This is a genomic window from Candidatus Kuenenbacteria bacterium (assembly GCA_012797775.1).
In the GTDB taxonomy this organism is placed as follows: Bacteria; Patescibacteriota; Patescibacteriia; order UBA2196; family GWA2-42-15; genus JAAZMX01.
In genome coordinates, this window is the sequence record JAAZOM010000009.1 from 21,166 (window position 1) to 44,019 (window position 22,854).

A 22,854-nucleotide genomic window follows, 5' to 3' on the forward strand; every position below is an offset into this window, starting at 1 on the left:
TTTTAATTAATTTTCCTCAAATTTTTTTGATAAGAAATAGCAAAGCGGTGGGCTTCGTCGCGGGCGCGGATAAGCAAATTTTCGTTGGCTTGAATAAAGTCAGCGATTTTTTGATTGTCTTTATCAAAAATAAATTCGTTTTTTTTGCGGGTTGGGCCTTTGGCAATACCAATAACGCCAAGAGTTAAGAATATAGATTTAAGATTTAAGATTTTTAAAACAGCATTTCTTTGAGGCACGCCACCATCGACAATGATTAAGTCTGGTATGGGCCAGCTGTTTTTTAATCTTCGCTCAATAATTTCTTTGAGACAATCAACATCGCTTTGGCCGGACACGGTTTTAATTTTAAATTTGCGGTATTCCGATTTAACTGGGCCATTATTATTAAAGACAACCATGCTACCGACCTTGCCAGTGGAGCCGAGATTAGAAATGTCATAAGCTTCAATTCGGCTAGGGCGGTAGGTTGGTGGGGCGGTAGGTTGGTGGAAATTATTGAATAAATCTTTGTTTAATAGTGTCACATCTTGGATATGTTGAAGGGATTTAATCTGGTTGCGGAGGCGAGCGGCTTCTTCAAAATTTTGCTGCTTAGAAGATAAAAGCATTTGTTTTTTAAGATTAGAGAGTAATCTTTTTTTGTTGCCTTTTAAAAATTCGATTAGGGGTTTAATAACTTTTTGTTTATATACTTGCGGAGTCATTTCGCCAGTGCAAACTCCAAGGCATTGGCCGAGCTGGTAATCAAAACAGGGTTTGGGTTGGTTGGGTGCGCATCGGGAAATATAGAATAGTTTGTGTAAAAGCTTGAGAGTTTCACGGGTGTTTAAACTTGGGAATGGCCCAAAGAGTTTTTTCTTTTTTATAAGTTTATCTTGAGCGGAGTGAAAGATCCTGTGGCTAGTGTTTTTCAAAACGGGATCCCTCGACTCGTCACTGGCGTTTCTCGCTCGGGATAAATTTGATACAATTTCATGTTGTCTAATGGTTTTTAGTTTGGGAAATTTTTCATTAGTTAAATATAAATAATTCCAACTTTTGTCGTCTTTCCAATCAATATTATATTTGGGCCGATATTTTTTGATATATTGACCTTCTAAAATGATAGCTTCTAAAACCGAATCTGTTTTAAGGGTTTTAATTTTTTTTACTTCTTCAATCATGGATTCTATGGGTCGAGAATTTTTTTGTTTGCCGGCGAAGTAGCTTCTCACCCTGTTTTTTAAAGAAGTGGCCTTACCAACATAAATCAGCTCATTATTGAAATTATAAAAGAGGTAGATACCGGGAGAGGCGGGGAGAGATTTGAGTTGGGATTGAAGAATTAACATTATATATTATTTATTATTTTAAAATTTTTCGTAAATACTCGCCGGTGTAGGAAAATTTATATTGGGCGACTTGTTCGGGGGTGCCGGCAAAGACTAGTTCGCCGCCAAGGTCGCCGCCTTCGGGACCGAGATCAACAATCCAATCAGCGCATTTGATGACGTCAAGGTTGTGTTCAATTACAAGTACAGTATTGCCCTGATCAACTAGGCGCTGCAAAACAGCGATTAATTTTCTAACGTCATCATAATGCAAGCCGGTGGTAGGTTCGTCTAGCAAATATAAAGTTTTAGTAGTATTTCTTTTGGCCAGCTCGCGAGAAAGTTTTATTCTTTGGGCTTCACCGCCGGAAAGCGTGGTGGCTGATTGGCCAAGCGTCAGATAGTCTAGGCCGACTTCGTTCAAGACTTTTAGCTTATCATAAATAAAAGGAATATCTTTGAAAAATTTTTCTGCTTCGGCAATAGTCATATTGAGAATATCAGAGATATTTTTATTTTTATAATGAATCGCCAAAGTTTCCTTATTAAACCTTTGGCCACGGCAGGCGTCGCAAATGATTTCCACACTGGGCAAAAAATGCATTTCAATTTGAAGGGTCCCCCGACCTTCACATTTTTCACACCGACCGCCGATAGAGCGGTTTGAACCTTCCCGTGGCGGGATACTTGGCACATTAAAGCTAAAACGGCCTGGACCATAGCCTTTCATCCGAGCTTCCGGCGTCATGGCAAAAAGATTTCTGATTTCATCAAAAGCCTTGGTATAAGTTGCAGGATTAGAGCGAGGAGTGCGGCCGATGGGGCTTTGGTCGATTTCAATAATTTTATCAATATACTCGGTGCCGGAAACTGATTTATGTTTACCGACATGATATTTGGTATGATTGAGATGATTGCTGATAGTGCGGTAAATAATTGAATCCATGAGGGTGGATTTACCAGAGCCAGAAACACCAGTGAGACAAACAAAGCGACGGAGCGGAATTTCCACATTGATATTTTTTAAATTATTTTCACTGGCGCCAGTGATTTTTATTTTGGGCGTAGCAGGGTCGACTTTGCGGCGTTTGGCTGACAAGGGGATAGTCAGTTCGCGGCGGAGGTATTGGCCGGTAAGAGATTTTTTGGGGTCACCAATAATTTTGACATCTGGTAACTCGTAACTCGTAGATTGTAACTCGCGATTGGATTTTTTATTTATTGATTTTAAAATATCAACCGTGGGGCCGGAAAAAATAATTTCGCCACCGTTGACGCCAGCACCGGGGCCAATATCCACAATCCAATCACTCATGAGAATAGTATCTTCATCGTGCTCAACAACTATAATGGTGTTGCCAATATCAGCCAGGTTTCGGAGGGTATTGACGAGTTTTTCATTATCGCGTTGATGTAAACCAATGGTTGGTTCATCCAAAACATAAAGCGCGCCAACCAGCCGAGTGCCAACTTGCGAGGCTAGCCGGATTCTCTGGGCTTCACCGCCAGAAAGCGTGCCGGCTTTTCTATTCAAACTAATATAGTGCAAGCCGACATCCAGCATAAATTGCAGGCGATTGCGAATTTCATTTAAAACCACGCCAGCGATTTCTTTTTCACGATCAGATATTTTTTCTTCAATTTTATCCAATAATTTATAGGCTTCGCCGATGGTTTCATTGGTAAAATCCCAAATATTTTTATTGTTGATTTTGACAGCGAGGGCATTATTATTCAATCTTTTGCCGTGGCATTTGGGACAAGGAGTTTCGGAAAAAAGTCCGTCAGTGCCGAGCCCGGTGCAATATTCGCAATAACCATAAGGAGAGTTGAAAGAAAAAAGGCGCGGTTCAATTTCGGGGAATGAATAGCCATCCTTGGGACAAGAAAATTCAGTACTAAATATTTGTTCATTAGTATCTGGATAAATTACAGTGCATAGACCATTGGATAAATCTATGGCAGTTTCAATGGCTTCGTTTAGACGACGGTGAAATTCATCTTTTTGTAACGAGTAATGTGTAACGGGTAATGTGTAATTAGGATTATTTTTATCTTTCTGAGTTTTGTTAATTGTGTTTTGGGTATTGATAAGTGGAATACGATCCACGATGACCTCAATGGTGTGTTTGAAATTTTTTTGTAAAATAATCCGGTTACGCAGAGATTTTATTTTGCCGTCAACTCGGACTTCCAGAAAGCCAGAATTGTAAAAATCATAAAGCATCTGATAATATTCGCCTTTGCGGCCGCGGACAACAGGGGAGAGAATAAGAATTTCATTATCCATTTGGGTTTTTGATGATACCCCCTCCCTCCGCTTCACGGAGTGCTCCCCCTTAGTAAGGGGGAGACTTTTAAGGTGCTTGTGGATTTGGACAGCCATTTCATCGGCAGTCATTTTGGAAAGCTTGGTGTGGCAAAGCGGGCAATGTGGTTCGCCAATGCGGGCATAAAGGACGCGCAGATAATCATAGATTTCGGTGATAGTGGCGACAGTGGAGCGGGGATTGGCGCTATGTGCTTTTTGGTCAATAGAAATGGCTGGCGAGAGGCCGTCGATTTCATCGACATCTGGTTTTTGCATACCGCCCAAAAATTGACGGGCATAGGCAGAGAGTGATTCAATATAGCGGCGCTGACCTTCAGCAAAAATGGTATCAAAAGCCAGACTGGATTTGCCAGAGCCAGAGAGACCAGTGAAAACAATCATTTTGTTGCGCGGGAGCTCCAGAGAAATATTTTTGAGATTATGTTCGCGGGCGCCCTTGATTATTATTTTTTCTTGCATAAGTTTGATAATACGCAAATACCACCCTGGATTGGATATACAGGGGGTAGATGAAAGGTTTAATTGGAGTTAATTATAAAATCAAAAGGAGAAGATGTCAATTTGACGGGATTTTTGAGGGTGGTAAAATAAGGTTTTCTAGAGGATAAAAAAATAACAAAAATACAATCAATTAAAAAATAGGAAGAAGGAGGTCATATATGTGTACTATCGCAGGCGCGGTTGCCAGGAAGCCCAAAAAGAACCTCATAAGTTTGGTGGTAAAAATGCTGGGTATATTGCAGTCAAGGGGCCACGAGAGCACAGGGGTGGCTTATACTAATGGGGTTAGGATGTGGGCAGAAAAAGGGATGGGCGAGGTTAGTGGGTTTTTTACAAGATTTCTTTTAAGAAAGATCGAGATAGATAGCCCAAAAGCGATTATTGGTCATAATCGTTATTCAACAGAAGGGGGGAGCAGTTTATTAAATGCTCATCCTTTTTGGCTACACATTAGTAGCGGAAAAGTTGCTTTGGCGATTAATGGCAATACCCCCAATTTGGCGGCTAAAAAGCAGCTGATGGAAAAAAACGGAAGTATCTTCGAAAGTGGTAGCGATACGGAGTATATTTTGAAATATATATTCGAGGCGTCCAACAGGCGCTTGCATCGTTTGCTTGATGGCATAAAATATTTTATGCGGCATATTAATGCCACTTATTCGGCGAGTCTATTAATAAGGGATAAACTTTTTTTGTTTCGTGATCCTTTTAGTAATAGGCCAATACATTATGGCTGGATAGGGCAAGACACCCTTGTTTATGCTTCAGAAAATTGTGCTTTGGAGAAAATAGGGGCAAAGCGGATAAAAGAGCTGGAGCCGGGAACAATACTTGAAGTTGACATGGAATGCAATTTGATTTTGCATCGAGTTTTTTCAAAAAAACATTGCAATCAACGTTGCCAGCAATGTGTTTTTGAATTAATTTACTTTGGTCGGCCGGACAGCAAAATTTTTGGGGTACAAGTGGCTTTGTTCCGCAAGGCCATTGGTAGGATGCTTTTTGAAGAGTGCCGGGTTCACCCCGAAGTGATTGATGGCGTGCCTGATTCTGGTGTGGAAGGAGCAATTGGTTACGCGCATGCTAGCGGAATAAAACAGGATCGTTTAATTCTACGTGATGCAAAAATACCAAGAACTTTTATTACGCCTGGCCAAAAGAATAGGAGTTTGGCTGCCAGAATAAAATATACAATAGTAAAGGCTGTTGTCCGTCTTTATTCTCTCATCATGGTTGTGGATGATAGTTTGGTCCGGAGCACAACGATGAAGGAATTAATAAAGATGATCCGCAAGGCTGGGAGAAAAATCTTGAGGATTATCGTGGGGATTGTGAGTCCCAAGATAAAATTTCCCTGTTATTACGGGATTGATATGCCCACCAAGGGAGAATTAATAGCAGCTAGTAAATCAGTGGATCAAATAAGGGAAGAGATTGACGCTGATGAACTATATTATCTTTCTTTGGACGGGCTGAAACAAGTTTTAATTGACTTCGGTGCAGACCCAAAGAATTTTTGTTTTGCCTGTTTTGACGGCAATTACAAAATACCTTTAAATTAAAAACAAAAGCCGGTAGCGTGGAGAACTACCGGTTTTATTATTGTTTTTTTAATTCCCTAATTTCATCGCGTAAGATGGCCGCCAGCTCGAATTCCAAACTTTTGGCAGCCATCTTCATCTGTTGCTCTTTGTCTTTAATAATTTCAGCGATGGGGCGTTTGTCGCCCTTGAGATCTAAGGAAAGAATGGCCTCGGTTTTGGAATGAGATTTTATTTTTTTAGCAGTGTGAGAGTTGCCTTTGGCAGTAATTCCAAATTCTTCTAAAATATTTTTAATATTTTTTTCAATGGTTTTTGGAGTAATGCTATATTTTTTATTATATTTTAACTGGATTTTTCTGCGGCGATCAGTTTCTTTAAGGGCTTCTTTGATAGAGTTGGTGATGTTGTCAGCGTAAAGAATAACCTGGCCATTAATGTTTCTAGCTGCCCGACCAATTGTTTGAATTAAGGAGGTTTCGTTGCGCAGAAATCCTTCTTTGTCAGCATCAAGGATGGCCACGAGAGAAACTTCGGGGATATCTAAACCTTCGCGCAGTAGATTGACCCCGACGATCACATCTATCTTTCCTTGGCGCAGTTCGGTGATGGTTTGGATTCTTTCCAGAGTTTCTACATCACTATGTAAATATTTTACTTTTATTTTTTTTCTTTCCAGATATTCAGTCAGATCCTCGGCCATGCGCTTGGTCAGGGTGGTGACTAGGGCACGCTCGTGTTTTTTGATGCGGTCATCAATGCGGATGAGGAGGTCTTCGATTTGAGATTTATTTTTAGTTGAAGAGACAATCGGCCGAATAATAACTTCTGGATCTACGAGACCAGTGGGGCGAACAATTTGTTCGACAATTTGCTCGCTTTCGCGGATTTCATCTTCAGCTGGAGTGGCAGACATATAAATTATTTGATTGATTTTTTGGGCAAATTCATAGGCTTTGAGTGGACGATTGTCACGAGCTGATGGCAATCTAAAACCATGTTCTATTAGGACATCTTTGCGGGATTTGTCGCCATTATACATACCGCGGATTTGTGGCAGGGTGACGTGCGACTCATCGATAACAGTCAGGAATTTTTTGGAGCAATTTTGGAAGTAATCCAGTAAAGTAAAAGGCGGTTCGCCTTCTTGGCGATTTTCAAAATGGCGGGAATAATTTTCAATACCATTGCAATAGCCGATGTTTTTTATCATTTCCAGGTCATAACGAGTGCGGCGTTTTAGTCTCTCGTATTCCAAAATTTTATTTTTTTTAATAAAATATTGGAGACGTTCTTTGAGTTCGGCGTTGATCGACTTAAAGGCGCTTTCGCGCGCTTCTGGGTTGGCCACATAATGTTTGGCTGGAAAAATCCAGACATCTTTTAATTCATTTTTTATTTTTCTACTAATAGAATCTATGGCTTCGATTATTTCAATTTTATTATTAATAACAAAACGATAAATAATTTCTTCATTGACTGGCATGACTTCTAGGGTCTGGCCACGCAGGCGAAATTGGCCGCGGCGCAAGTCAGAGTTGGTGCGTTCAAATTGCATAGTGATTAATTGTTTTACCAATTTTTCACGGTCTAGGTTTTGACTTTGTTCGAGGTGTAAAACAATGCTTTCGTATTCTTCGGGCGAACCCAGACCATAAATGGCCGAGACGGAAGCCACGATAATAACATCTTGGCGGGTTAAAAGGGCTTGAGTGCAGGCATGGCGCAGGCGGTCTATTTCTTCATTGATCTGAGCTTCTTTTTCAATATAGGTATCGGTGTGGGGCAAATAAGCTTCAGGCTGATAATAATCATAATAACTGACAAAATATTCAACAGCGTTATTTGGAAAGAATTCGCGAAATTCTTGGCAAAGCTGGGCAGCCAGAGTTTTATTGTGAGAGATAACCAAAGTGGGCAATTGGACTTTTTCAATCACATTGGCTACGGTAAAAGTCTTGCCCGAGCCAGTGACGCCCAAAAGTGTTTGTTTTTTGAGGCCACGCTCAAGACCGGCGACTAATTTTTTAATCGCTTGCGGCTGGTCGCCCGAAGGTTCAAATTTTGATTGAAGTTTAAATTTCATAAGCCCTATAAGTATAACCTTAAGAGTTTATTTTTTCAAGAGTAATAATGTCCACTTTCTTTTTTAAAAAAGAAAGTGGACGGAAAGAAAAATTGCCGCTTAATAAAAAGGCAGTAAATTCGGCGCTGCGCCAAGCTGTCCGCCCAAAACTCATCCCGCCGAACCCAAGGCGGGATTCAAACAGTTGAGCGGACGGTCGCTTGTCTTTGCTTGAATTTAATCTGCCTTTTTATAATGCGGCCTTATTCAAATATTTAACGTTGACTCAAAAGTGTAATTGATAGTTGGGCTGGGGAGAGGTTTTTGACTAAAATCCCCAAAAAACATATACTTAAGATATAAATAAGCGAACTAATTAATTAAAATTCAGCCGTTTTTTAATGTGCTGGATAAAAAAGGTATATATGGAAATATCAAATCAAGATCATAGCCACAAAACAATGTGGTGGTACAAAGTTTTGGTGGTACTATGCGTGACAGCTATCGTGATAGTTTCGGTGGTTCTGGCTCTGCGCCGCAATGATTTTAATAACCAATTTTCAGTTTCGGCTACCGGTCGCGTTTTTGCCAAACCAGATATTGCCAACCTGACTGTGGGGCTCAAAACCGAAGCTAAACAGACGGCAGCTTTGGCAGTAAAGGAAAATACGACCAAGATGAATGAGATTATAAAGGTTTTAAAGGATTTGGCGATTGAAGAGAAGGATATCAAGACTACCAATTATAGTTTGAATCCGGTTTATGATTGGACAGAAAAGTCAGGACAAACACTGCGGGGTTATGAAGTTTATCAAAATGTAGAGATAAAGATTCGTGATTTGGATAAGATCGGTGATGCTATCGCCAAGACCGCAGAGAAGGGCGCCAATCAGGTGGGTAATGTCTCTTTTACTATTGATGACGAGTTTGAGTTGCGTAATCAGGCAAGGGAGGAAGCTATAAAGAAAGCCAAAGAAAAAGCAGAGAGTATCGTCGGGGCAACGGGTATTAAACTCGGTAAGATTATCAATGTTTATGAGAGTCAGGTTTATAATCAGCCATATGTTAATTATTCTAAAGACATGGCCTATGGTTTGGGCGGTGGTGGTGCTATGTCTATACCAGCACCGGAGATACAGACCGGACAAAATGAGGTGGTGGTGGAAGCGACGGTGGTGTGGGAGGTGAAATAGCCAGAATTAAGGATTATGAAGAATGAATTATGAATATTTTTATTAAAGAGTTGGCACAGCATAAAGACCAGGAAGTCACATTGCGTGGCTGGATTTATAATTTTCGCTCTTCGGGGTCAATAATGTTTTTGCAGTTGCGCGATGGCACCGGCTTTGTACAGGGAATTTTGAATAAGGCGGATGTGAGCGAGGAGAAATGGAATGAAGCGCAGAAAATTGTTTTAGAAACGTCTATTGAATTGATCGGCATAGTAACAGAACATCCAAAACATGTTGGAGAGTTTGAATTGCAAGTGAAGGACTTCAAGATTTATCAAATTCCAGTGGAAGAATACCCGATTGCCAAAAAAGAACATGGGCCGGAATTTTTGTTGGACAACCGGCATTTGTGGCTGCGGTCTTCTCATCAATGGGCGATTCAAAGAGTGAGAGATACCCTGATTCGCGGCTGCTACGAATGGATGAATGAGCATAATTTTATAAAATTTGATTCGCCGATTTTAACACCCTCAGCCTGCGAAGGCACGACCACGCTTTTTGGCGTGGATTATTTTGATTTGGGTAAGGCTTATTTATCCCAGTCAGGTCAATTATATTTGGAAGCGGCCATTGGATCTTTGGGGCGAGTTTTTGATTTTGGGCCAGTGTTTCGGGCGGAAAAATCCAAAACTAGAAGGCATTTGACAGAATTCTGGATGATGGATGCCGAAGCGGCCTTTGTGGAACATGAAGAAAATTTAAAAATTCAGGAAGAGTTAATTAGTTTTATGGTTCAAAAAATTTTGATGGAGAACAAGCTGGAATTAAAAATTTTGGAAAGAGATTTGACGCCACTGGAAAATGTGAAATCGCCATTTTATCGCATTACCCATGCGGAGGCAGTAAAAAAATTACGTGAATTGGGGAGTGACATTGGCGAGATGGATGATCTCGGGGCTGATGATGAAACCATTTTGACCAAGCAATATGATAAGCCGATTTTCGTGGAAAAATATCCGGCGGAAGTCAAAGCCTTTTATATGAAACGCGATCCACAAAATCCAAAATATTGTTTAAATGCAGATTTACTCGCGCCAGAAGGTTATGGGGAAATTATTGGTGGCAGTCAGAGGGAAGATGATTATGAAGAATTAATTAAAAGAATCAAAGAACACAATTTGCCTATGGAAGCTTTTCAATGGTATGTGGATCTTAGAAAATTTGGCAGTGTGCCACATAGTGGGTTTGGTTTTGGTCTGGAGCGCATTGTGGCTTGGGTTTGCGGACTGCAGCACATTAGAGAGACGATTCCTTTCCCGAGGATGATAAATCGGATTACTCCGTAGACGGCGAGTTGCGAATAATAAATAATGAATTATGGCCAATTTTTTAATTTAGAAATTAATTGAAAAAATATGGATAACCAAAATCCAAACAACCAAGTGCCGCCAGCTCCTATGCCGCCGGTCGGTGATAATGCCAGTGGCCCGACCCAAGCTCCGCCCAAGGGCTTGATGGAAACCCTAGAATATTATCTTGTGACCAAGGCGCCTTTCCAGATTCCAGTCAAGATCAGAGAGGGGATCGTCAAAATAATGCCTTGGCTGAATGCGATTTTTTTGTTAACGATTATTCCTTTGGCCTTGGCAGTGATTGGTCTCGGTTCCATTTTTACATTTTATGCTGGTTCTTATTTTTATCATGCCGGTTGGGGGATTTATAATATTATAACTTTGGTTACTTTGGTTTTGGGCGTTATGGCTTTGCCGGGTTTGTTCAAAAGAGCAAAAAGCGGTTGGAATTTGACTTTTTATGAGATAGTTCTTTCATTTGTAGGAAACATTTTTTACGGCAGCATCTTCGGTGGGTTATTTAGTCTGGTCGTTGGTTGTTATGTTTTGTTTCAAATAAAGTCTTATTATAAATAATTTGGTAGAAATTAATAAATTTTATGCAAAAAAATAGCGTTTATAAATGTAATGTCTGTGGTAATATAGTAGAATTAATTCATGTGGGTGGTGGACCTTTGGTGTGTTGCGGACAGCCGATGGAGCTTTTAGCAGAGAAAACTGCCGATCAGGGCATGGAAAAACACGTGCCAGTGATTGAAAAAATTGATGGCGGGTATAAGGTAAAAGTGGGCTCGGTCGCTCATCCGATGGAAGAAGGGCATTATATTCAGTGGATTGAATTAATTGTTGGCGAAAAAGCATATCGAGAATATTTGAATCCGGGTCAAGCGCCAGAAGTAGTGTTTATGGTTGAGGCAGAAAATGTGTCAGCGCGAGAGTATTGTAATTTGCATGGACTGTGGAGGGCATAACGGGAAATTTTAAATTAATAGATTGATAATTATATGAATAGAAACATTTCTAAAGACACAGTAAATAAAATCAATGAAAAAATAAAACTCAATGGTTGGGTGAATAATCGCCGCAATATGGGCAAGATTGTGTTTTTGGATGTGCGCGATAGGTGGGGAGTAGTGCAGGTGGTGTGCGTGCCGGCAGAATTAGATGAGGCGTCGCAAAATGCCCTGAATGAAGTCCGGCCGGAGTTTGTTTTGGAAATCGAAGGTGTGGTGCAGGCCCGCGGGGAGAAACAGATTAATCAAAATTCACCAACTGGCATGGTAGAAATTTTGGCCAAGAAAATTTTAATTTTATCGGCAGCAGAGACGCCGCCTTTTGAAATTGATAATGAAGAGCGGCAGGCCAATGAAGAATTGCGTCTCAAATATCGCTATCTGGATCTGCGGCACGAGAGGATGAAAAAGAATATTGATTTGAGGCACAAAATAGCTAAAGCAATAAGAGAATTTTTTTATGGCCAAGATTTTTTGGAGATAGAAACTCCCTATGTTTCAAAATCTACACCAGAAGGGGCAAGGGATTTCTTGATACCCTCGCGTCATTATCCCGGTAAGTTTTTTGCTTTACCCCAGAGCCCCCAACAGTATAAGCAGTTATTGATGGTATCGGGGTTAGAAAAATATTTTCAGCTGGCCAGATGTTTTCGAGATGAAGATTCGCGTGGCGATCGTCAGCCAGAATTTACCCAGCTGGATATGGAGATGTCTTTTGTAGAAAGAGAAGACGTGATGGCAATAAATGAGGCCGCGCTGATCGAAGTAATAAAGAAAGCGGCGCCAGAAAAGAAAATTCAGGAAATTCCTTTTCCGAGATTGAGCTATAAAGAAGCGATGGAAAAATATGGCACAGACAGGCCAGATTTGCGTCAAGATAAAAATGATCCAAATTTGTTAGCCCTGTGCTGGATCATTGATTTTCCGTTTTTTGAGAAGACTGACGACGGGGGGTGGACATTTACGCATAATCCGTTTTCTATGCCCAAGCCAGAATATTTGGATGATATGATGAGCGGCGAAAATGTTGGCGAGATATTAACAACGCAATATGACGTGGTAATGAATGGTTATGAAATCGGTGGGGGTAGTATTCGGGCGCATAGGCCAGAGGTTTTGAAAAAAACTTTTGAAATTATGGGCTATAACAACAAGGAAATCGAATCGCAGTTTGGGCACATGCTCCAATCTTTCAAATACGGTACGCCGCCCCACGGTGGGATTGCCTGGGGTTTTGATCGATTGGTAATGCTTTTGGCGGGCGAACCAAATATTCGTGAAGTAATTGCTTTCCCGAAGACGGCCGACAATCGTGATCCTCTGATGGACGGCCCAAGCGAGGTAAGTGGAAAACAGTTAAGTGAATTGGGCATACAAATAAAGAAATGATACCAAATTTTTTTAATAAAAGACCAATGCCGGAAAAGTTGCCGGAAGAAATGGAAAGTGTTATTGAGGAATTGAGGGGTGTAATTGGTAAGGAAGAATGTTTGCGGCGGGCGTATGAAACAATGATTCAGAGATATCGAGGTTATAGATTTAGGACCTATTGGCGTTTTGGGGAGGCCTTTGAGACAGATGTGGAGAAGCTTTGGCAAAAGACGGGATTTTTACATTGCCACAATATGAATTATTTATTCAGGATTTTGTTGGTGAAAAGTGGTTGGTTTGGTGATGATGATATTAAATTAAAATATTCTTTGGTGTGGTATATATCACCTCATCAGTATTTGCAGATAAAATTGGATGATAATAGTTTTATAAATGTGGATATTTGGAATCATAATTATGGCAAGAAGTTTGGCGATTACGCGCGTGGGTTTCACTAGGGGATTATGCAAATTACTTTGGTAAAAAATAAAATTTATTGGACAGAGCACGTTAAAGAAAAGATGCGCTATTATGGCTTGAGTGAGAATCGGGTGCTTCGAGTTTTGCGTAATCCAAAAAGGGTGGAGGAGGGTGTGGCGGAAAACACCACCGCGGCGATGCAAAGAGCCGGGTCAGTAAAACATCCTTACGAGATTTGGATGATGTTTCAAGAAAAACACAAAACTCAATTAGCAAAAATCAAGGGCCAAGAAGATGGAAAGCAAATTGTAATAATTTCGGCGTGGAAGTACCCGGGAATAACCAAGCCGGGAGCAGAGATACCAATACCGGATGACGTGAGGGCAGAATTGAGAATTATGAACAATGAATAATGTTTTTAGAATTTATTAATAATTAAAATCCTGATTTACAGACATCAGGATTAAAAAGAGAAAAGATATGGCAATAGATTCACTGGAGTCAGATATGGGGCAAGCTGAATTGGGGAAATATGACCCCAAAAGATTTACAACTGCTCGTGATCTTCGTAAGGCCTATCATGATTTTAGGCGTGAAAAGGAATGGTATCCAGCGGGGACGATATTTATTGAGGGGGGTAGAAGTGGCGGTTTTTCCGTTGACTATCCAAAGGACCCAGAAGTAATTAATAATCGCTTGACTCAATTGCAGGCATGGTTGGAACGGGCACGCGAATTAAACGAGCATGATGGAATATTGGATGATGAAATTAGAGAGATAGAGTCTATCGTCGCAGATTTAACTGAAAAATTGAGAAGAGCGGAGAATGATGCCCTAATTGGCCAGCCGCCGATTGAGAAGCTGCCGCCCAACGTTTTTTGACTAGGATGTTTTTGACAATATCGATTATATTTGATATAATTATTATGGCTTTAAATTAAATACTTAATAATTAATTTAAAAATTATGAATAGACATGAAAACCCAACATTAGAAAAAGCTACTGGAGTAATTGAGGCAGAAGAAAATAATAGTCCTGATAATTTGGCGCGCCAGCTAAGTGAAATTAGAAGAAAGCAAATTGAGCTTTTGGAAAAAATTGACAATACTGAAACTCTTGATGGCCAACCAAATCAAGAAAGTATTGAAATGATGGAAGAGTTGAATCGCGCGGCTGAAGAAATAATGCGTAAACCAGGGGTAGCAGAAATAATAATGGCTGAAGCAAGTGGTGAAAAAGCATATCGAGATCACGCAGAAGCGTGGAACAAAGCACATCCTCAATCAAAGTTAGGCAGATTATTTAATTTTGCAAGTTATATTAATCCAAATGATGAAGGTTTAATTAATTCATGGAGCGAGAGTGCCCGTAAAGAATATATTGATGAACAAAAAGAAAAAAATACAAGAACTGAATAATTTTATTTCCCAGCAACAATAATCTGATTAATCCAAACATCCTTGTCTTTGACAAGGATGTTTTTATATTAGAGATTTTATATTGTAAAATATACTCCATTTTTTGAACCAGGAAAAATTTTTATGGTAGCGATAATGCTCGAGCGAATCGAGCATTATGTGTATAAGACAGGCCAATAAAAAGACCAAAATTGTTTTATTAAAGAAACTTAAAATAAATAAGATAATATTAAATTCTGGGGAGTGGAAGATATAAAGACCCGGCGTCATGGTCTGTCGCATTTGCCGGCCGACTTTTAACCAAACGGTGGGGTCGAAGCTTTTTTCTTTGAATATAAAAAATAAAATATGATCTAGGTCTAAGAGAACGGAGAGGGAAATAAAAATAAAAATTGTTGGCCAATCCAAATGGAGGTAGTGTTTTAGGGGCATAGAAGTGAGGATATTTGCCGATAAGTGGCTAGGCAAGTTCATAATTATTTTTCTGCAATAATAATTTGGTTAATCCAAACATCCTTGTCTTTGATGAGGATGTTTTTGGTTATGGTAAAAAGATTATTTTTCAAATCTTCTAGCACTTGCTCTGGCCGATGGTAGTAAGATTCAATAATTATTTTACCTTTTCCGGTTTCCAGCTCGGGTGGGCGTTTTTGATTGATATTGGTGATGGCCAAGATGCCGCCGGGTTTGAGGACGCGATAGCTCTCAGTAAAAAAATATTTTGGGTCTTTGAGATGAACAATTAAAAAGGCGGCGACAATAATATCAAAAGAGTTGTCCGGAAAAGGCAGACTTTCTGCGTCGGCGACCATGGTCTTAATTTTATTATTTTTCTTTTTTAATATTTTTAGAATCTCCGGCGAGATATCTATAGCGGTAACATCAGCGCCCTTTTCTGCCAGTCTCAAGGTTAGCCGGCCAGTGCCAGCGCCGACATCTAAAATCGTTTTACCTTTAATGTCTTTCAGATTGGGCAAAAGGTGAAATTGTTCAAAAGAATCTAAATAAGCCAACTTTTTGTCATAGAAAGGGGCATAGAGGTCATAGCCAGATTTTGGGTTGAGGAGTTTTGTCTTTTTCATATTAGCATTTTAGCATATAAACATTTAAACATATAAACAATGGGAAAGTGTTATTGTTTTGTGGGAAGCAATAACGTTTTGCCAGAGATGGCTTTTTGCGGTAAAATTGAAGTATGCAAAAGTTGGCACACAAGCCAGATTATGTTTTGATTACACTATTTTGGATAATAGTTGTTTTTGGGTTGATAATGTTGTCCTCAGCTTCTTCTGTTTTGGGTTATTATACCAAAGGTCAGGATAGCTATTGGTATGTTAAGCACCAGCTTCTTTTTGGTTTTTTGCCGGGTGCGTTTTTTTTCTATGTGATGAGCAGGATTGATTATCGTTTTTGGAAGAGGATCGCACCATTATTGTTTTTGTTTTCTATCGGGCTTTTGGGGTTGGTTTTTATACCGGGTATTGGCTCCACTTCCGGCACGAACGCTAAATCATGGATTAATATTTTTGGTTTTTCGCTTCAGCCGGCAGAAATAGTAAAGTTGACTTTTTTGTTGTATTTATCCGCTTGGCTGGAAAGAAGAAGGGAAAAGGTAAAAGATTTTGCTTATGGGTTTTTGCAATTTTTGATTTATTTGGGTTTGATAGCTACGCTGGTTATTTTGCAACCAGACATTGGTACAGTTTCGATTATTATTTTTACTAGTATTGTTGTTTATTATGCGGCTGGTGCTCAAATATCCCATCTTTTTTTGATATTAATAGGTGCAGTAGCTGGTTTTTTTGCTTTAATAAAGATTGCTCCATATAGGCTGGCTAGATTGACAGCATTTTTGGACCCCAGTGCCGATCCGCAGGGCGTCGGATACCATATAAAGCAAGCTCTCTTGGCTGTTGGCTCTGGCGGGCTTTTGGGTTTGGGCTTGGGTCAGTCAAAGCAAAAATTTCAATATTTGCCAGAGGTGGCAGGAGATTCAATTTTTGCCATTATGGCCGAAGAGCTTGGTTTTATAATTATTACTATTTTTATTGTTTTGTTTTTGGCCCTTTTTTTGAGAATAATAAAGGTAGCCTCAAAAACCGATGATTTGTTTGGCCATTTAGTGGCAGTGGGTGTGGCGGTCTGGATTTTGGGTCAATTTTTTGTTAATGTAGGGGCAATGCTTGGGATTCTGCCTTTGACTGGTTTGCCATTGCCTCTGGTGAGTTATGGAGGAACAGCCATGATGGTCACCATGGCTGCGGTTGGCATTGTGGTCAACATATCAAGGCAGACGCAGGAGGGCATCGTGACAAAGAATATAAAAAATTGGAAATAATTTTTATGAAAATACTGTTTACCGGCGGAGGCACTATGGGCTCAGTAACACCACTGATTGCTGTAGCGGAAGTATTGAAAAGCAAAAATCCGGGGAGTGACTTGTTTTGGATTGGTACCAGAAAGGGCCCAGAAGAGAAAATGGTGAGACATTATAATATAGAATTCAAGAAAATTTATTCAGGTAAGCTGAGGCGTTATTTCAGTTGGCAAAATTTTTTGGATATTTTTAGGATTTTAATTGGCTTTATCCAGTCTATAATTTTATTATTAAAGATAAGGCCGCGAGTTATTGTTTCGGCTGGGGGATTTGTGGCCGTGCCGGTGGTGTGGGCTGGCTGGCTACTCAATATACCGACAATTATCCACCAGCAGGATGTGCAGTTGGGCTTGGCCAATAAATTGTGCAGTTTATTCGCCAAAAAGATAACCGTTTGTTTTCCGGAATCAGAAAAATATTTTAATAGAAGAAAAACAGAGATTGTTGGAAATCCAGTCAGGATGAATCTCAAGAATGGCGACAAGACAAAGAGAGATTATTTATTTGAGAAATTAGGGCTGGATAAGGATAGACCATTGGTCCTCATCACAACTGGTGGCACGGGCTCTCTGATGGTCAATAGTTTGGTTTATGATGGTTTGAAGCAATTGGTTGAGTTTTGCCAGGTGATACATGTGACTGGTAAAAACAAACCCAAAGATTTTTTTGAGAGTGAAAATTATATCAGTTACGAATTTTTGGTAAACATTGTCCCTTTTTTGTTATCAGCCGATCTGATTGTCTCTCGAGCGGGTATGGCGACATTAACAGAAATAAGCTATTTATCCAAACCGGCAATAATAATACCAATACCACGATCTCATCAGGTTTATAATGCTAGTTATTTTTATAAAAAGGGGGCAATAGAATTATTGGAACAGGAGGGAGCGGACGGAGATGATTTAATCCGCAAGATAAAAGAATTATTAAATGATAAAAATAGATTAAAAGAGTTGGGTTATAATATCCACCAGGCGATAAAATGGGGTGCAGAGGGCAGGTTGGCGGATATTATAGAGGAGTTAGCTGGTTAGCCACTAATGTTTTTTATGCAAATCGATTTACAAAAAATAAATAAGGTATATTTTATTGGCATTGGGGGCATAATGATGTCAGCTGCGGCGCGATATTTTTTGGGGCAGGATAAGGTCGTCTGTGGCTCTGACCGGGAGAAAAACCCGATCACTTCTGATTTAGAGAGGTTGGGGGCCAAGATTTTTATTGGGCAAAGGGCCAGTAATATTGACAAAGGCTTTGATTTAATAATATATACACAGGCAATTGATAGCAGCAACCCAGAGTTGGCAAGGGCCAAAAAGCTGGCCATAAAGACCCTGACTATTTTTGAGCTACTGGGAATTTTATCAAAAGAAAAATTTACGGTTACTGTTTCTGGTATGCATGGCAAAAGCACCACGGCCTCAATGGTTGCTTTAATAATGGAAAAGGCGAAACTTGATCCGACAGTTTTTGTCGGCACAAAGCTAAAGGAGTGGCAGGGAAACTTTCGGCTTGGCAGATCTGATTATTTTTTATCAGAAGCTTGTGAGTACAAAGATAATTTTTTGAATTATCATCCCGATATGGCAGTTATAACAAATATCGAACCAGAACATCTGGACTATTTTAAAAATTTGGCTGGGGTGATGAAAAGTTTTGGCCGGTTTGCCAGTCAGACAAAAGAAGGAGGGAGCTTGATAGTTAATTCTGATGATAGGAATTGCAGAGAATTGGCCAGTGGGGTAGAGGGCAAAGTAATTACTTTTGGAATAAGAAATAAGGCTGATTTTCAGGCGGCGGGGATAAAAACAGGGAAAGGAATTACGAGGTTTCAGGTGTTATCAAAAAATAGGAAATATAATGGAAGGGTTTTCCAATTAAGAATACCGGGTGAGTTTAATGTTTATAATGCTTTGGCGGCTATAGCAGTAGCGGCAAAAATAGGGATCGAGCCAGAGATTGTGAGTAAGGTTTTAAATAATTTTATTGGAGTATGGCGTAGATTTGAGTTCCGAGGCAAGGCGAGGGAAATAGAATTTTATGATGATTATGGCCACCACCCAACAGAGATAAGAGCGACTTTGTCGGCGGCCATAGACAGATTCAAAAACAAGAATTTGTGGGTTGTTTTTCAGCCCCATTTGTATTCGAGGACACATGATTTTTTGGAAGGTTTTGCCGAGGCGCTGAATTTATCACCCAATTTAATTTTGGCGGATATTTACGCTGCAAGGGAAAAGAATATTTATAAAATTACCAGCCGTGATTTGGTCGATTTGATTAATAAAAAATATAGGCGAGAAAACCCGGCTTTATATTTGGGGGAGTTCCAGAAAATTATTACTCATTTAAAGAAAAATTTGAAAAGAAATGATATTCTTCTCACTATGGGAGCAGGAGAGGCATATAAGATAGGTGATGAGATTCTTTCTTATTTAAAAAAAATTTGATAAAATAAAGACATGCATCAAGTTTACTATCATCAAAGGCAACATAAGGGCACCATTTTTAATGGCCCACTTCGGATCATGCTCATTGTGAGTGGCTTATTTACGTTTGCTTTCGGGATGTTTAGTCCGATTTATGCACTTTTTGTAGAAGAATTGGGTGGCGACGTGACGGTGGCTTCTAATGCTTGGGCAGTGCTTTCTCTGGCAGCCGGTCTCTTTTCTTTTGTAACTGGTAAGTGGGAAAATAAAATAAAAGAAACAGAACTGGGGATTGCCTGGTCACAGTTTATTATCGGGTTTGCTTATCTAATTTATTTTATGGCTGATGGGGTTTTGGCTTTGTACGCGGCGCAGGCATTACTTGGCATAGGTTTGGCTTTTTATTGGCCAGCCTTTCATGCGGTTTATGGCAAGCACACCACAAAAGCTGAGGCGCCTTGGCAGTGGAGTGTTTATGACGGCTTGGGTTATTTGCTGCCGGCGATAGCGGCAGTGCTCGGGGGGGAGCTGGTAAAAGAGTATGGTTTTGAAACAATTTTTATTATTATGGCGGGTTTATCTTTTTTGTGCGGATTGTTTATAATGATATTGCCGAGAAAGGTATTATAGGTTAAAAATACCATAAATTTATCAAGGGGCCGATAAGGCCTTTTTTATTTGATTTTTGGGGGCCAAAATGTTAAGATAAAATTACTTTAAACAATAAATTATGTCTTTAATCACTAAAATTTTTGGCGATCCTAATGCAAAATACGTAAAAATTTTGGCGCCACTAGTAGAACAAATTCGCCAATTGGAGAAAAAATATGAAGAAATGAGCGATAATGAGCTCCGCGGTTTGGCAGAAACTTGGCGCAAAGAATCGAATAATGGCAAGGCGCTAAATGATTTATTGCCAGATGTTTTTGCGGCAACGAGAGAGGCGGCTAAAAGGCGGATGGGTTCAGGCCATTTTGATGTGCAGATGATCGGCGCTTATGCTTTACACGACGGCAAGATAGCAGAAATGAAAACTGGAGAAGGAAAAACTTCTTATGCTGTATCGCCCTCGGCGACTCTCAATGCTTTGACTGGCAGGGGTGTACATGTGGTGACAGTTAATGATTATTTATCCAAAAGAGATACAGGCTGGATCGGAGGAGTGTATGATGCTCTGGGCTTGAAGGTCGGGGCGATTATTCATGAACAGGCTTTTGTCTATGATTTTGATTTTGATAATGCAGAGATGAATGATCCAAAGTTGAAGCACCTGAAACCTTGTTCCAGAAAAGAAGCTTACGAGTGTGATATTACTTATGGTACCAATAATGAATTTGGTTTTGATTACTTGCGTGACAATATGGCGCCGACAAGAGAAGATAAGGTTCAACGCGGTTTTTATTACGCGATTATTGATGAGGTTGATTCTATTTTGATTGACGAGGCGCGAACACCTTTGATTATTTCAGCGCCAGCCGAAGAAGCAACAGATAAATATCGTCGGTTTGCCCAGCTTATTCCTCAGTTGAAAGAGGGCGAGGATTATAATATTGATGAAAAAATGCGGGCAGCCAGCTTGACAGATGAGGGAATAAAGAAAATGGAACAATGGCTGGGAGTAGAAAATATTTATACTGAGAGTGGTATTGGCGAGGTGCATCATATTGAGCAGGCGCTTCGGGCACATACTTTATTTAAACGCGATCGTGACTATGTGGTGAAAGAAGGGGAGATTATTATTGTGGATGAGTTTACTGGCCGGATGATGTACGGCCGGCGTTATTCCGAAGGGTTGCACCAGGCAATTGAAGCCAAGGAAGGAGTAGAGATAAAGAAGGAGTCAGTCACCATGGCGACGGTGACTTTTCAGAATTATTTTCGTATGTATGAGAAGTTGGCTGGTATGACCGGTACAGCTGCGACCGAGGCAGAAGAATTTTCCAAGATTTATAATCTGGATGTTATTGTTATTCCGACCAACAAGCCGATAGCGAGGAGCGATAGACAGGATTTGATTTATAAAAACGAAGAGGCAAAATTTAGAGCAGTGATTGAGGATATTAAAGAAAGAAACGAGAAGGGTCAACCAATTTTGGTGGGTACAATTTCTATTCATAAAAATGAAATTTTGTCTTATTTATTGCAGCAAGAGGGGATTGCTCATAATATTTTGAATGCCAAAAACCATGAGCGAGAAGCCCAAATTATCGCCGAAGCCGGGAAAAGAGGGGCGGTAACTTTGGCGACCAACATGGCCGGTCGTGGCGTCGACATCGTGCTCGGCGGGGCAGAAGGGACATTGGAAGAAAAAGAGGAAATAAAGAATTTGGGCGGATTGTATGTGATTGGTACAGAAAGGCATGAGTCTAGGCGTATTGATAACCAGCTCCGTGGTCGCAGTGGTCGTCAGGGCGATCCGGGAGAATCAAGGTTTTATGTGTCTCTCGAGGACGATCTGATGAGAATTTTTGGATCAAATCGAATCCAATCAATAATGGAGAGATTGGGCTTGCCAGATGATGTGCCAATAGAAAATTCAATGGTGTCAAAATCTTTGGAAGCAGCTCAGAAAAAAGTAGAGGGACACAATTTTGATATTCGCAAACACTTGCTAGATTATGACGATGTGATAAACAAGCACCGTGAGGTTATTTATCGGAAACGCGATAGGATATTGGAGATTTACGAGACGTTAAAGGAAAAAGGCAATCCACCAGCTGATGGACAAAAGGCAGAAGAAGGGGGTGTAATTGATGGTCCTGGGGCATTGCGGGAGATGATTTTTGAAATGGTGGAAGCGGAGATCGAACAGGTGGTTTCTTTCCATACTATGTCAGAGGATGAAAAGGAGTGGAATATTGAGGAGGTTTATGAAGTGGTGGATACGATTGTACCTTTGCCGATAAATGTCAGATTGAAGATGGATGATATCCAGAAAACAGCCGGTGACAAAAAAGCTGATGTAAAGGCGAGGGACACCCTGATCAATTATTTGATCGATTTGGCGCGTCGGGCCTATGATGAGCTGGAAGAGAGAATAAATAGGTTATCATTTGGCGAAGGCATGGAAGCCACACCAATGTTGCAAGTGGAAAAGATGGTGCTACTCCGAGCGATTGATATGCTCTGGGTAGAACACATTGATGCTATGGATCATTTACGGACCGGGATAGGACTACAGGGTTATGGCCAGAAAGATCCTCTGGTGGAATACAAGCGTGAGGCGTATCAGATGTTTATTGCCTTGCAGAATAATATTCAAAAGCAAGTAGCGTATTCGATTTTTAAGATCGGACTCTCTCCGGAGACAAAAACCCAAAACACAATTAACAGAACACAGAATTTAAAATTTCAGGGGGCAGAGAAAGAGAGTAATCAGCAATCAGCAATCAGTAATCAGCAATCAGCAGATAAAAACCCAATAAATATTACCAAACCGATGAAAGTGGCTGGACTGTCGGGGGGTGATTTGCAATCAGCGCCGGTGGAGAAAAAAGAAAAAATTGGACGCAATGATCCATGCCCGTGCGGGAGTGGGAAAAAATATAA

The 22,854-nt window shown here is 40.2% G+C and carries 19 protein-coding genes; 15 read left to right on the forward strand and 4 right to left on the reverse strand.

Annotation, left to right across the window (positions count from 1 at the left end; all coding sequences use genetic code 11):
- Positions 1–2: 2 nt before the first annotated feature.
- Positions 3–1,334 carry a GIY-YIG nuclease family protein gene (locus GYA54_01255; protein ID NMC51339.1) on the reverse strand — a complete coding sequence of 444 codons (1,332 nt, stop codon included), beginning with the start codon at positions 1,332–1,334 and terminating at the stop codon, positions 3–5.
- Between the two features lie 13 nt (positions 1,335–1,347).
- Positions 1,348–4,104: an ATP-binding cassette domain-containing protein gene (locus tag GYA54_01260; protein ID NMC51340.1), complete on the reverse strand. Its 2,757-nt coding sequence runs from the start codon at positions 4,102–4,104 to the stop codon at positions 1,348–1,350.
- Between the two features lie 200 nt (positions 4,105–4,304).
- On the opposite strand from GYA54_01260, the gene GYA54_01265 reads away from it, so the two are divergent.
- A complete protein-coding gene (locus GYA54_01265; protein NMC51341.1) occupies positions 4,305–5,708 on the forward strand; it encodes an amidophosphoribosyltransferase in 1,404 nt (467 codons plus the stop codon).
- Positions 5,709–5,745: 37 nt separating this feature from the next.
- On the opposite strand, the gene uvrB is transcribed toward GYA54_01265, so the two are convergent.
- Positions 5,746–7,773 carry an excinuclease ABC subunit UvrB gene (uvrB, locus tag GYA54_01270; protein NMC51342.1) on the reverse strand — a complete coding sequence of 676 codons (2,028 nt, stop codon included), beginning with the start codon at positions 7,771–7,773 and terminating at the stop codon, positions 5,746–5,748.
- Positions 7,774–8,177: 404 nt separating this feature from the next.
- Between uvrB and GYA54_01275 the strand changes: the two genes are divergently transcribed.
- From GYA54_01275 to GYA54_01315, 9 genes are all read left to right on the forward strand, one after another.
- Positions 8,178–8,945 (forward strand): SIMPL domain-containing protein, encoded by a 768-nt coding sequence (locus GYA54_01275; protein ID NMC51343.1) that lies wholly within the window; start codon positions 8,178–8,180, stop codon positions 8,943–8,945.
- A gap of 29 nt (positions 8,946–8,974) precedes the next feature.
- Complete coding sequence (gene asnS / locus GYA54_01280) at positions 8,975–10,270, forward strand: asparagine--tRNA ligase (GenBank protein NMC51344.1); 1,296 nt, start codon at positions 8,975–8,977, stop codon at positions 10,268–10,270.
- Positions 10,271–10,339: 69 nt separating this feature from the next.
- Positions 10,340–10,852: a hypothetical protein gene (locus GYA54_01285; protein ID NMC51345.1), complete on the forward strand. Its 513-nt coding sequence runs from the start codon at positions 10,340–10,342 to the stop codon at positions 10,850–10,852.
- Between the two features lie 23 nt (positions 10,853–10,875).
- Entirely contained in the window at positions 10,876–11,247 is a 372-nt protein-coding gene (locus GYA54_01290) for a desulfoferrodoxin (protein ID NMC51346.1), read from the forward strand.
- Between the two features lie 33 nt (positions 11,248–11,280).
- Complete coding sequence (gene aspS, locus GYA54_01295; protein NMC51347.1) at positions 11,281–12,678, forward strand: aspartate--tRNA ligase; 1,398 nt, start codon at positions 11,281–11,283, stop codon at positions 12,676–12,678.
- Complete coding sequence (locus GYA54_01300) at positions 12,675–13,118, forward strand: hypothetical protein (GenBank protein ID NMC51348.1); 444 nt, start codon at positions 12,675–12,677, stop codon at positions 13,116–13,118. The genes aspS and GYA54_01300 overlap by 4 nt, the downstream gene beginning before the upstream one ends.
- A gap of 6 nt (positions 13,119–13,124) precedes the next feature.
- The gene (locus tag GYA54_01305) at positions 13,125–13,493 is read left to right on the forward strand and encodes a hypothetical protein (protein ID NMC51349.1); all 369 of its coding nucleotides are present in this window, start codon (positions 13,125–13,127) and stop codon (positions 13,491–13,493) included.
- A 67-nt stretch (positions 13,494–13,560) separates the two neighbouring features.
- Positions 13,561–13,962: a hypothetical protein gene (locus GYA54_01310; GenBank protein ID NMC51350.1), complete on the forward strand. Its 402-nt coding sequence runs from the start codon at positions 13,561–13,563 to the stop codon at positions 13,960–13,962.
- An 84-nt stretch (positions 13,963–14,046) separates the two neighbouring features.
- Positions 14,047–14,499 carry a hypothetical protein gene (locus GYA54_01315; GenBank protein NMC51351.1) on the forward strand — a complete coding sequence of 151 codons (453 nt, stop codon included), beginning with the start codon at positions 14,047–14,049 and terminating at the stop codon, positions 14,497–14,499.
- 476 nt (positions 14,500–14,975) lie between these two features.
- On the opposite strand, the gene GYA54_01320 is transcribed toward GYA54_01315, so the two are convergent.
- Positions 14,976–15,581 carry a methyltransferase domain-containing protein gene (locus GYA54_01320; GenBank protein ID NMC51352.1) on the reverse strand — a complete coding sequence of 202 codons (606 nt, stop codon included), beginning with the start codon at positions 15,579–15,581 and terminating at the stop codon, positions 14,976–14,978.
- Between the two features lie 113 nt (positions 15,582–15,694).
- Between GYA54_01320 and ftsW the strand changes: the two genes are divergently transcribed.
- From ftsW to secA, 5 genes are all read left to right on the forward strand, one after another.
- A complete protein-coding gene (gene ftsW, locus GYA54_01325; protein NMC51353.1) occupies positions 15,695–16,837 on the forward strand; it encodes a putative lipid II flippase FtsW in 1,143 nt (380 codons plus the stop codon).
- Positions 16,838–16,842: 5 nt separating this feature from the next.
- Positions 16,843–17,910: a UDP-N-acetylglucosamine--N-acetylmuramyl-(pentapeptide) pyrophosphoryl-undecaprenol N-acetylglucosamine transferase gene (locus GYA54_01330; GenBank protein ID NMC51354.1), complete on the forward strand. Its 1,068-nt coding sequence runs from the start codon at positions 16,843–16,845 to the stop codon at positions 17,908–17,910.
- Between the two features lie 15 nt (positions 17,911–17,925).
- The gene (murC, locus tag GYA54_01335; protein ID NMC51355.1) at positions 17,926–19,326 is read left to right on the forward strand and encodes a UDP-N-acetylmuramate--L-alanine ligase; all 1,401 of its coding nucleotides are present in this window, start codon (positions 17,926–17,928) and stop codon (positions 19,324–19,326) included.
- A gap of 12 nt (positions 19,327–19,338) precedes the next feature.
- Positions 19,339–19,935, forward strand: coding sequence for an MFS transporter (locus tag GYA54_01340; protein NMC51356.1), 597 nt, complete (start codon positions 19,339–19,341; stop codon positions 19,933–19,935).
- 97 nt (positions 19,936–20,032) lie between these two features.
- Positions 20,033–22,854, forward strand: a 2,822-nt coding sequence (gene secA, locus GYA54_01345; GenBank protein ID NMC51357.1) for a preprotein translocase subunit SecA, incomplete at its 3' end; no start/stop codon positions are given.

Bases quoted from the DNA above. Each gene is read 5' to 3' on its own strand.
- asnS (NMC51344.1), top strand. From the start codon at position 8,975: ATGAATATTTTTATTAAAGAGTTGGCACAGCATAAAGACCAGGAAGTC.
- murC (NMC51355.1), top strand. From the start codon at position 17,926: ATGCAAATCGATTTACAAAAAATAAATAAGGTATATTTTATTGGCATT.
- ftsW (NMC51353.1), top strand. From the start codon at position 15,695: ATGCAAAAGTTGGCACACAAGCCAGATTATGTTTTGATTACACTATTT.
- aspS (NMC51347.1), top strand. From the start codon at position 11,281: ATGAATAGAAACATTTCTAAAGACACAGTAAATAAAATCAATGAAAAA.
- GYA54_01275 (NMC51343.1), top strand. From the start codon at position 8,178: ATGGAAATATCAAATCAAGATCATAGCCACAAAACAATGTGGTGGTAC.
- GYA54_01260 (NMC51340.1), bottom strand. From the start codon at position 4,104: ATGCAAGAAAAAATAATAATCAAGGGCGCCCGCGAACATAATCTCAAA.
- GYA54_01310 (NMC51350.1), top strand. From the start codon at position 13,561: ATGGCAATAGATTCACTGGAGTCAGATATGGGGCAAGCTGAATTGGGG.
- GYA54_01255 (NMC51339.1), bottom strand. From the start codon at position 1,334: ATGTTAATTCTTCAATCCCAACTCAAATCTCTCCCCGCCTCTCCCGGT.
- GYA54_01305 (NMC51349.1), top strand. From the start codon at position 13,125: ATGCAAATTACTTTGGTAAAAAATAAAATTTATTGGACAGAGCACGTT.
- GYA54_01290 (NMC51346.1), top strand. From the start codon at position 10,876: ATGCAAAAAAATAGCGTTTATAAATGTAATGTCTGTGGTAATATAGTA.
- GYA54_01315 (NMC51351.1), top strand. From the start codon at position 14,047: ATGAATAGACATGAAAACCCAACATTAGAAAAAGCTACTGGAGTAATT.
- GYA54_01320 (NMC51352.1), bottom strand. From the start codon at position 15,581: ATGAAAAAGACAAAACTCCTCAACCCAAAATCTGGCTATGACCTCTAT.
- GYA54_01300 (NMC51348.1), top strand. From the start codon at position 12,675: ATGATACCAAATTTTTTTAATAAAAGACCAATGCCGGAAAAGTTGCCG.
- GYA54_01265 (NMC51341.1), top strand. From the start codon at position 4,305: ATGTGTACTATCGCAGGCGCGGTTGCCAGGAAGCCCAAAAAGAACCTC.
- GYA54_01340 (NMC51356.1), top strand. From the start codon at position 19,339: ATGCATCAAGTTTACTATCATCAAAGGCAACATAAGGGCACCATTTTT.
- GYA54_01330 (NMC51354.1), top strand. From the start codon at position 16,843: ATGAAAATACTGTTTACCGGCGGAGGCACTATGGGCTCAGTAACACCA.
- uvrB (NMC51342.1), bottom strand. From the start codon at position 7,773: ATGAAATTTAAACTTCAATCAAAATTTGAACCTTCGGGCGACCAGCCG.
- GYA54_01285 (NMC51345.1), top strand. From the start codon at position 10,340: ATGGATAACCAAAATCCAAACAACCAAGTGCCGCCAGCTCCTATGCCG.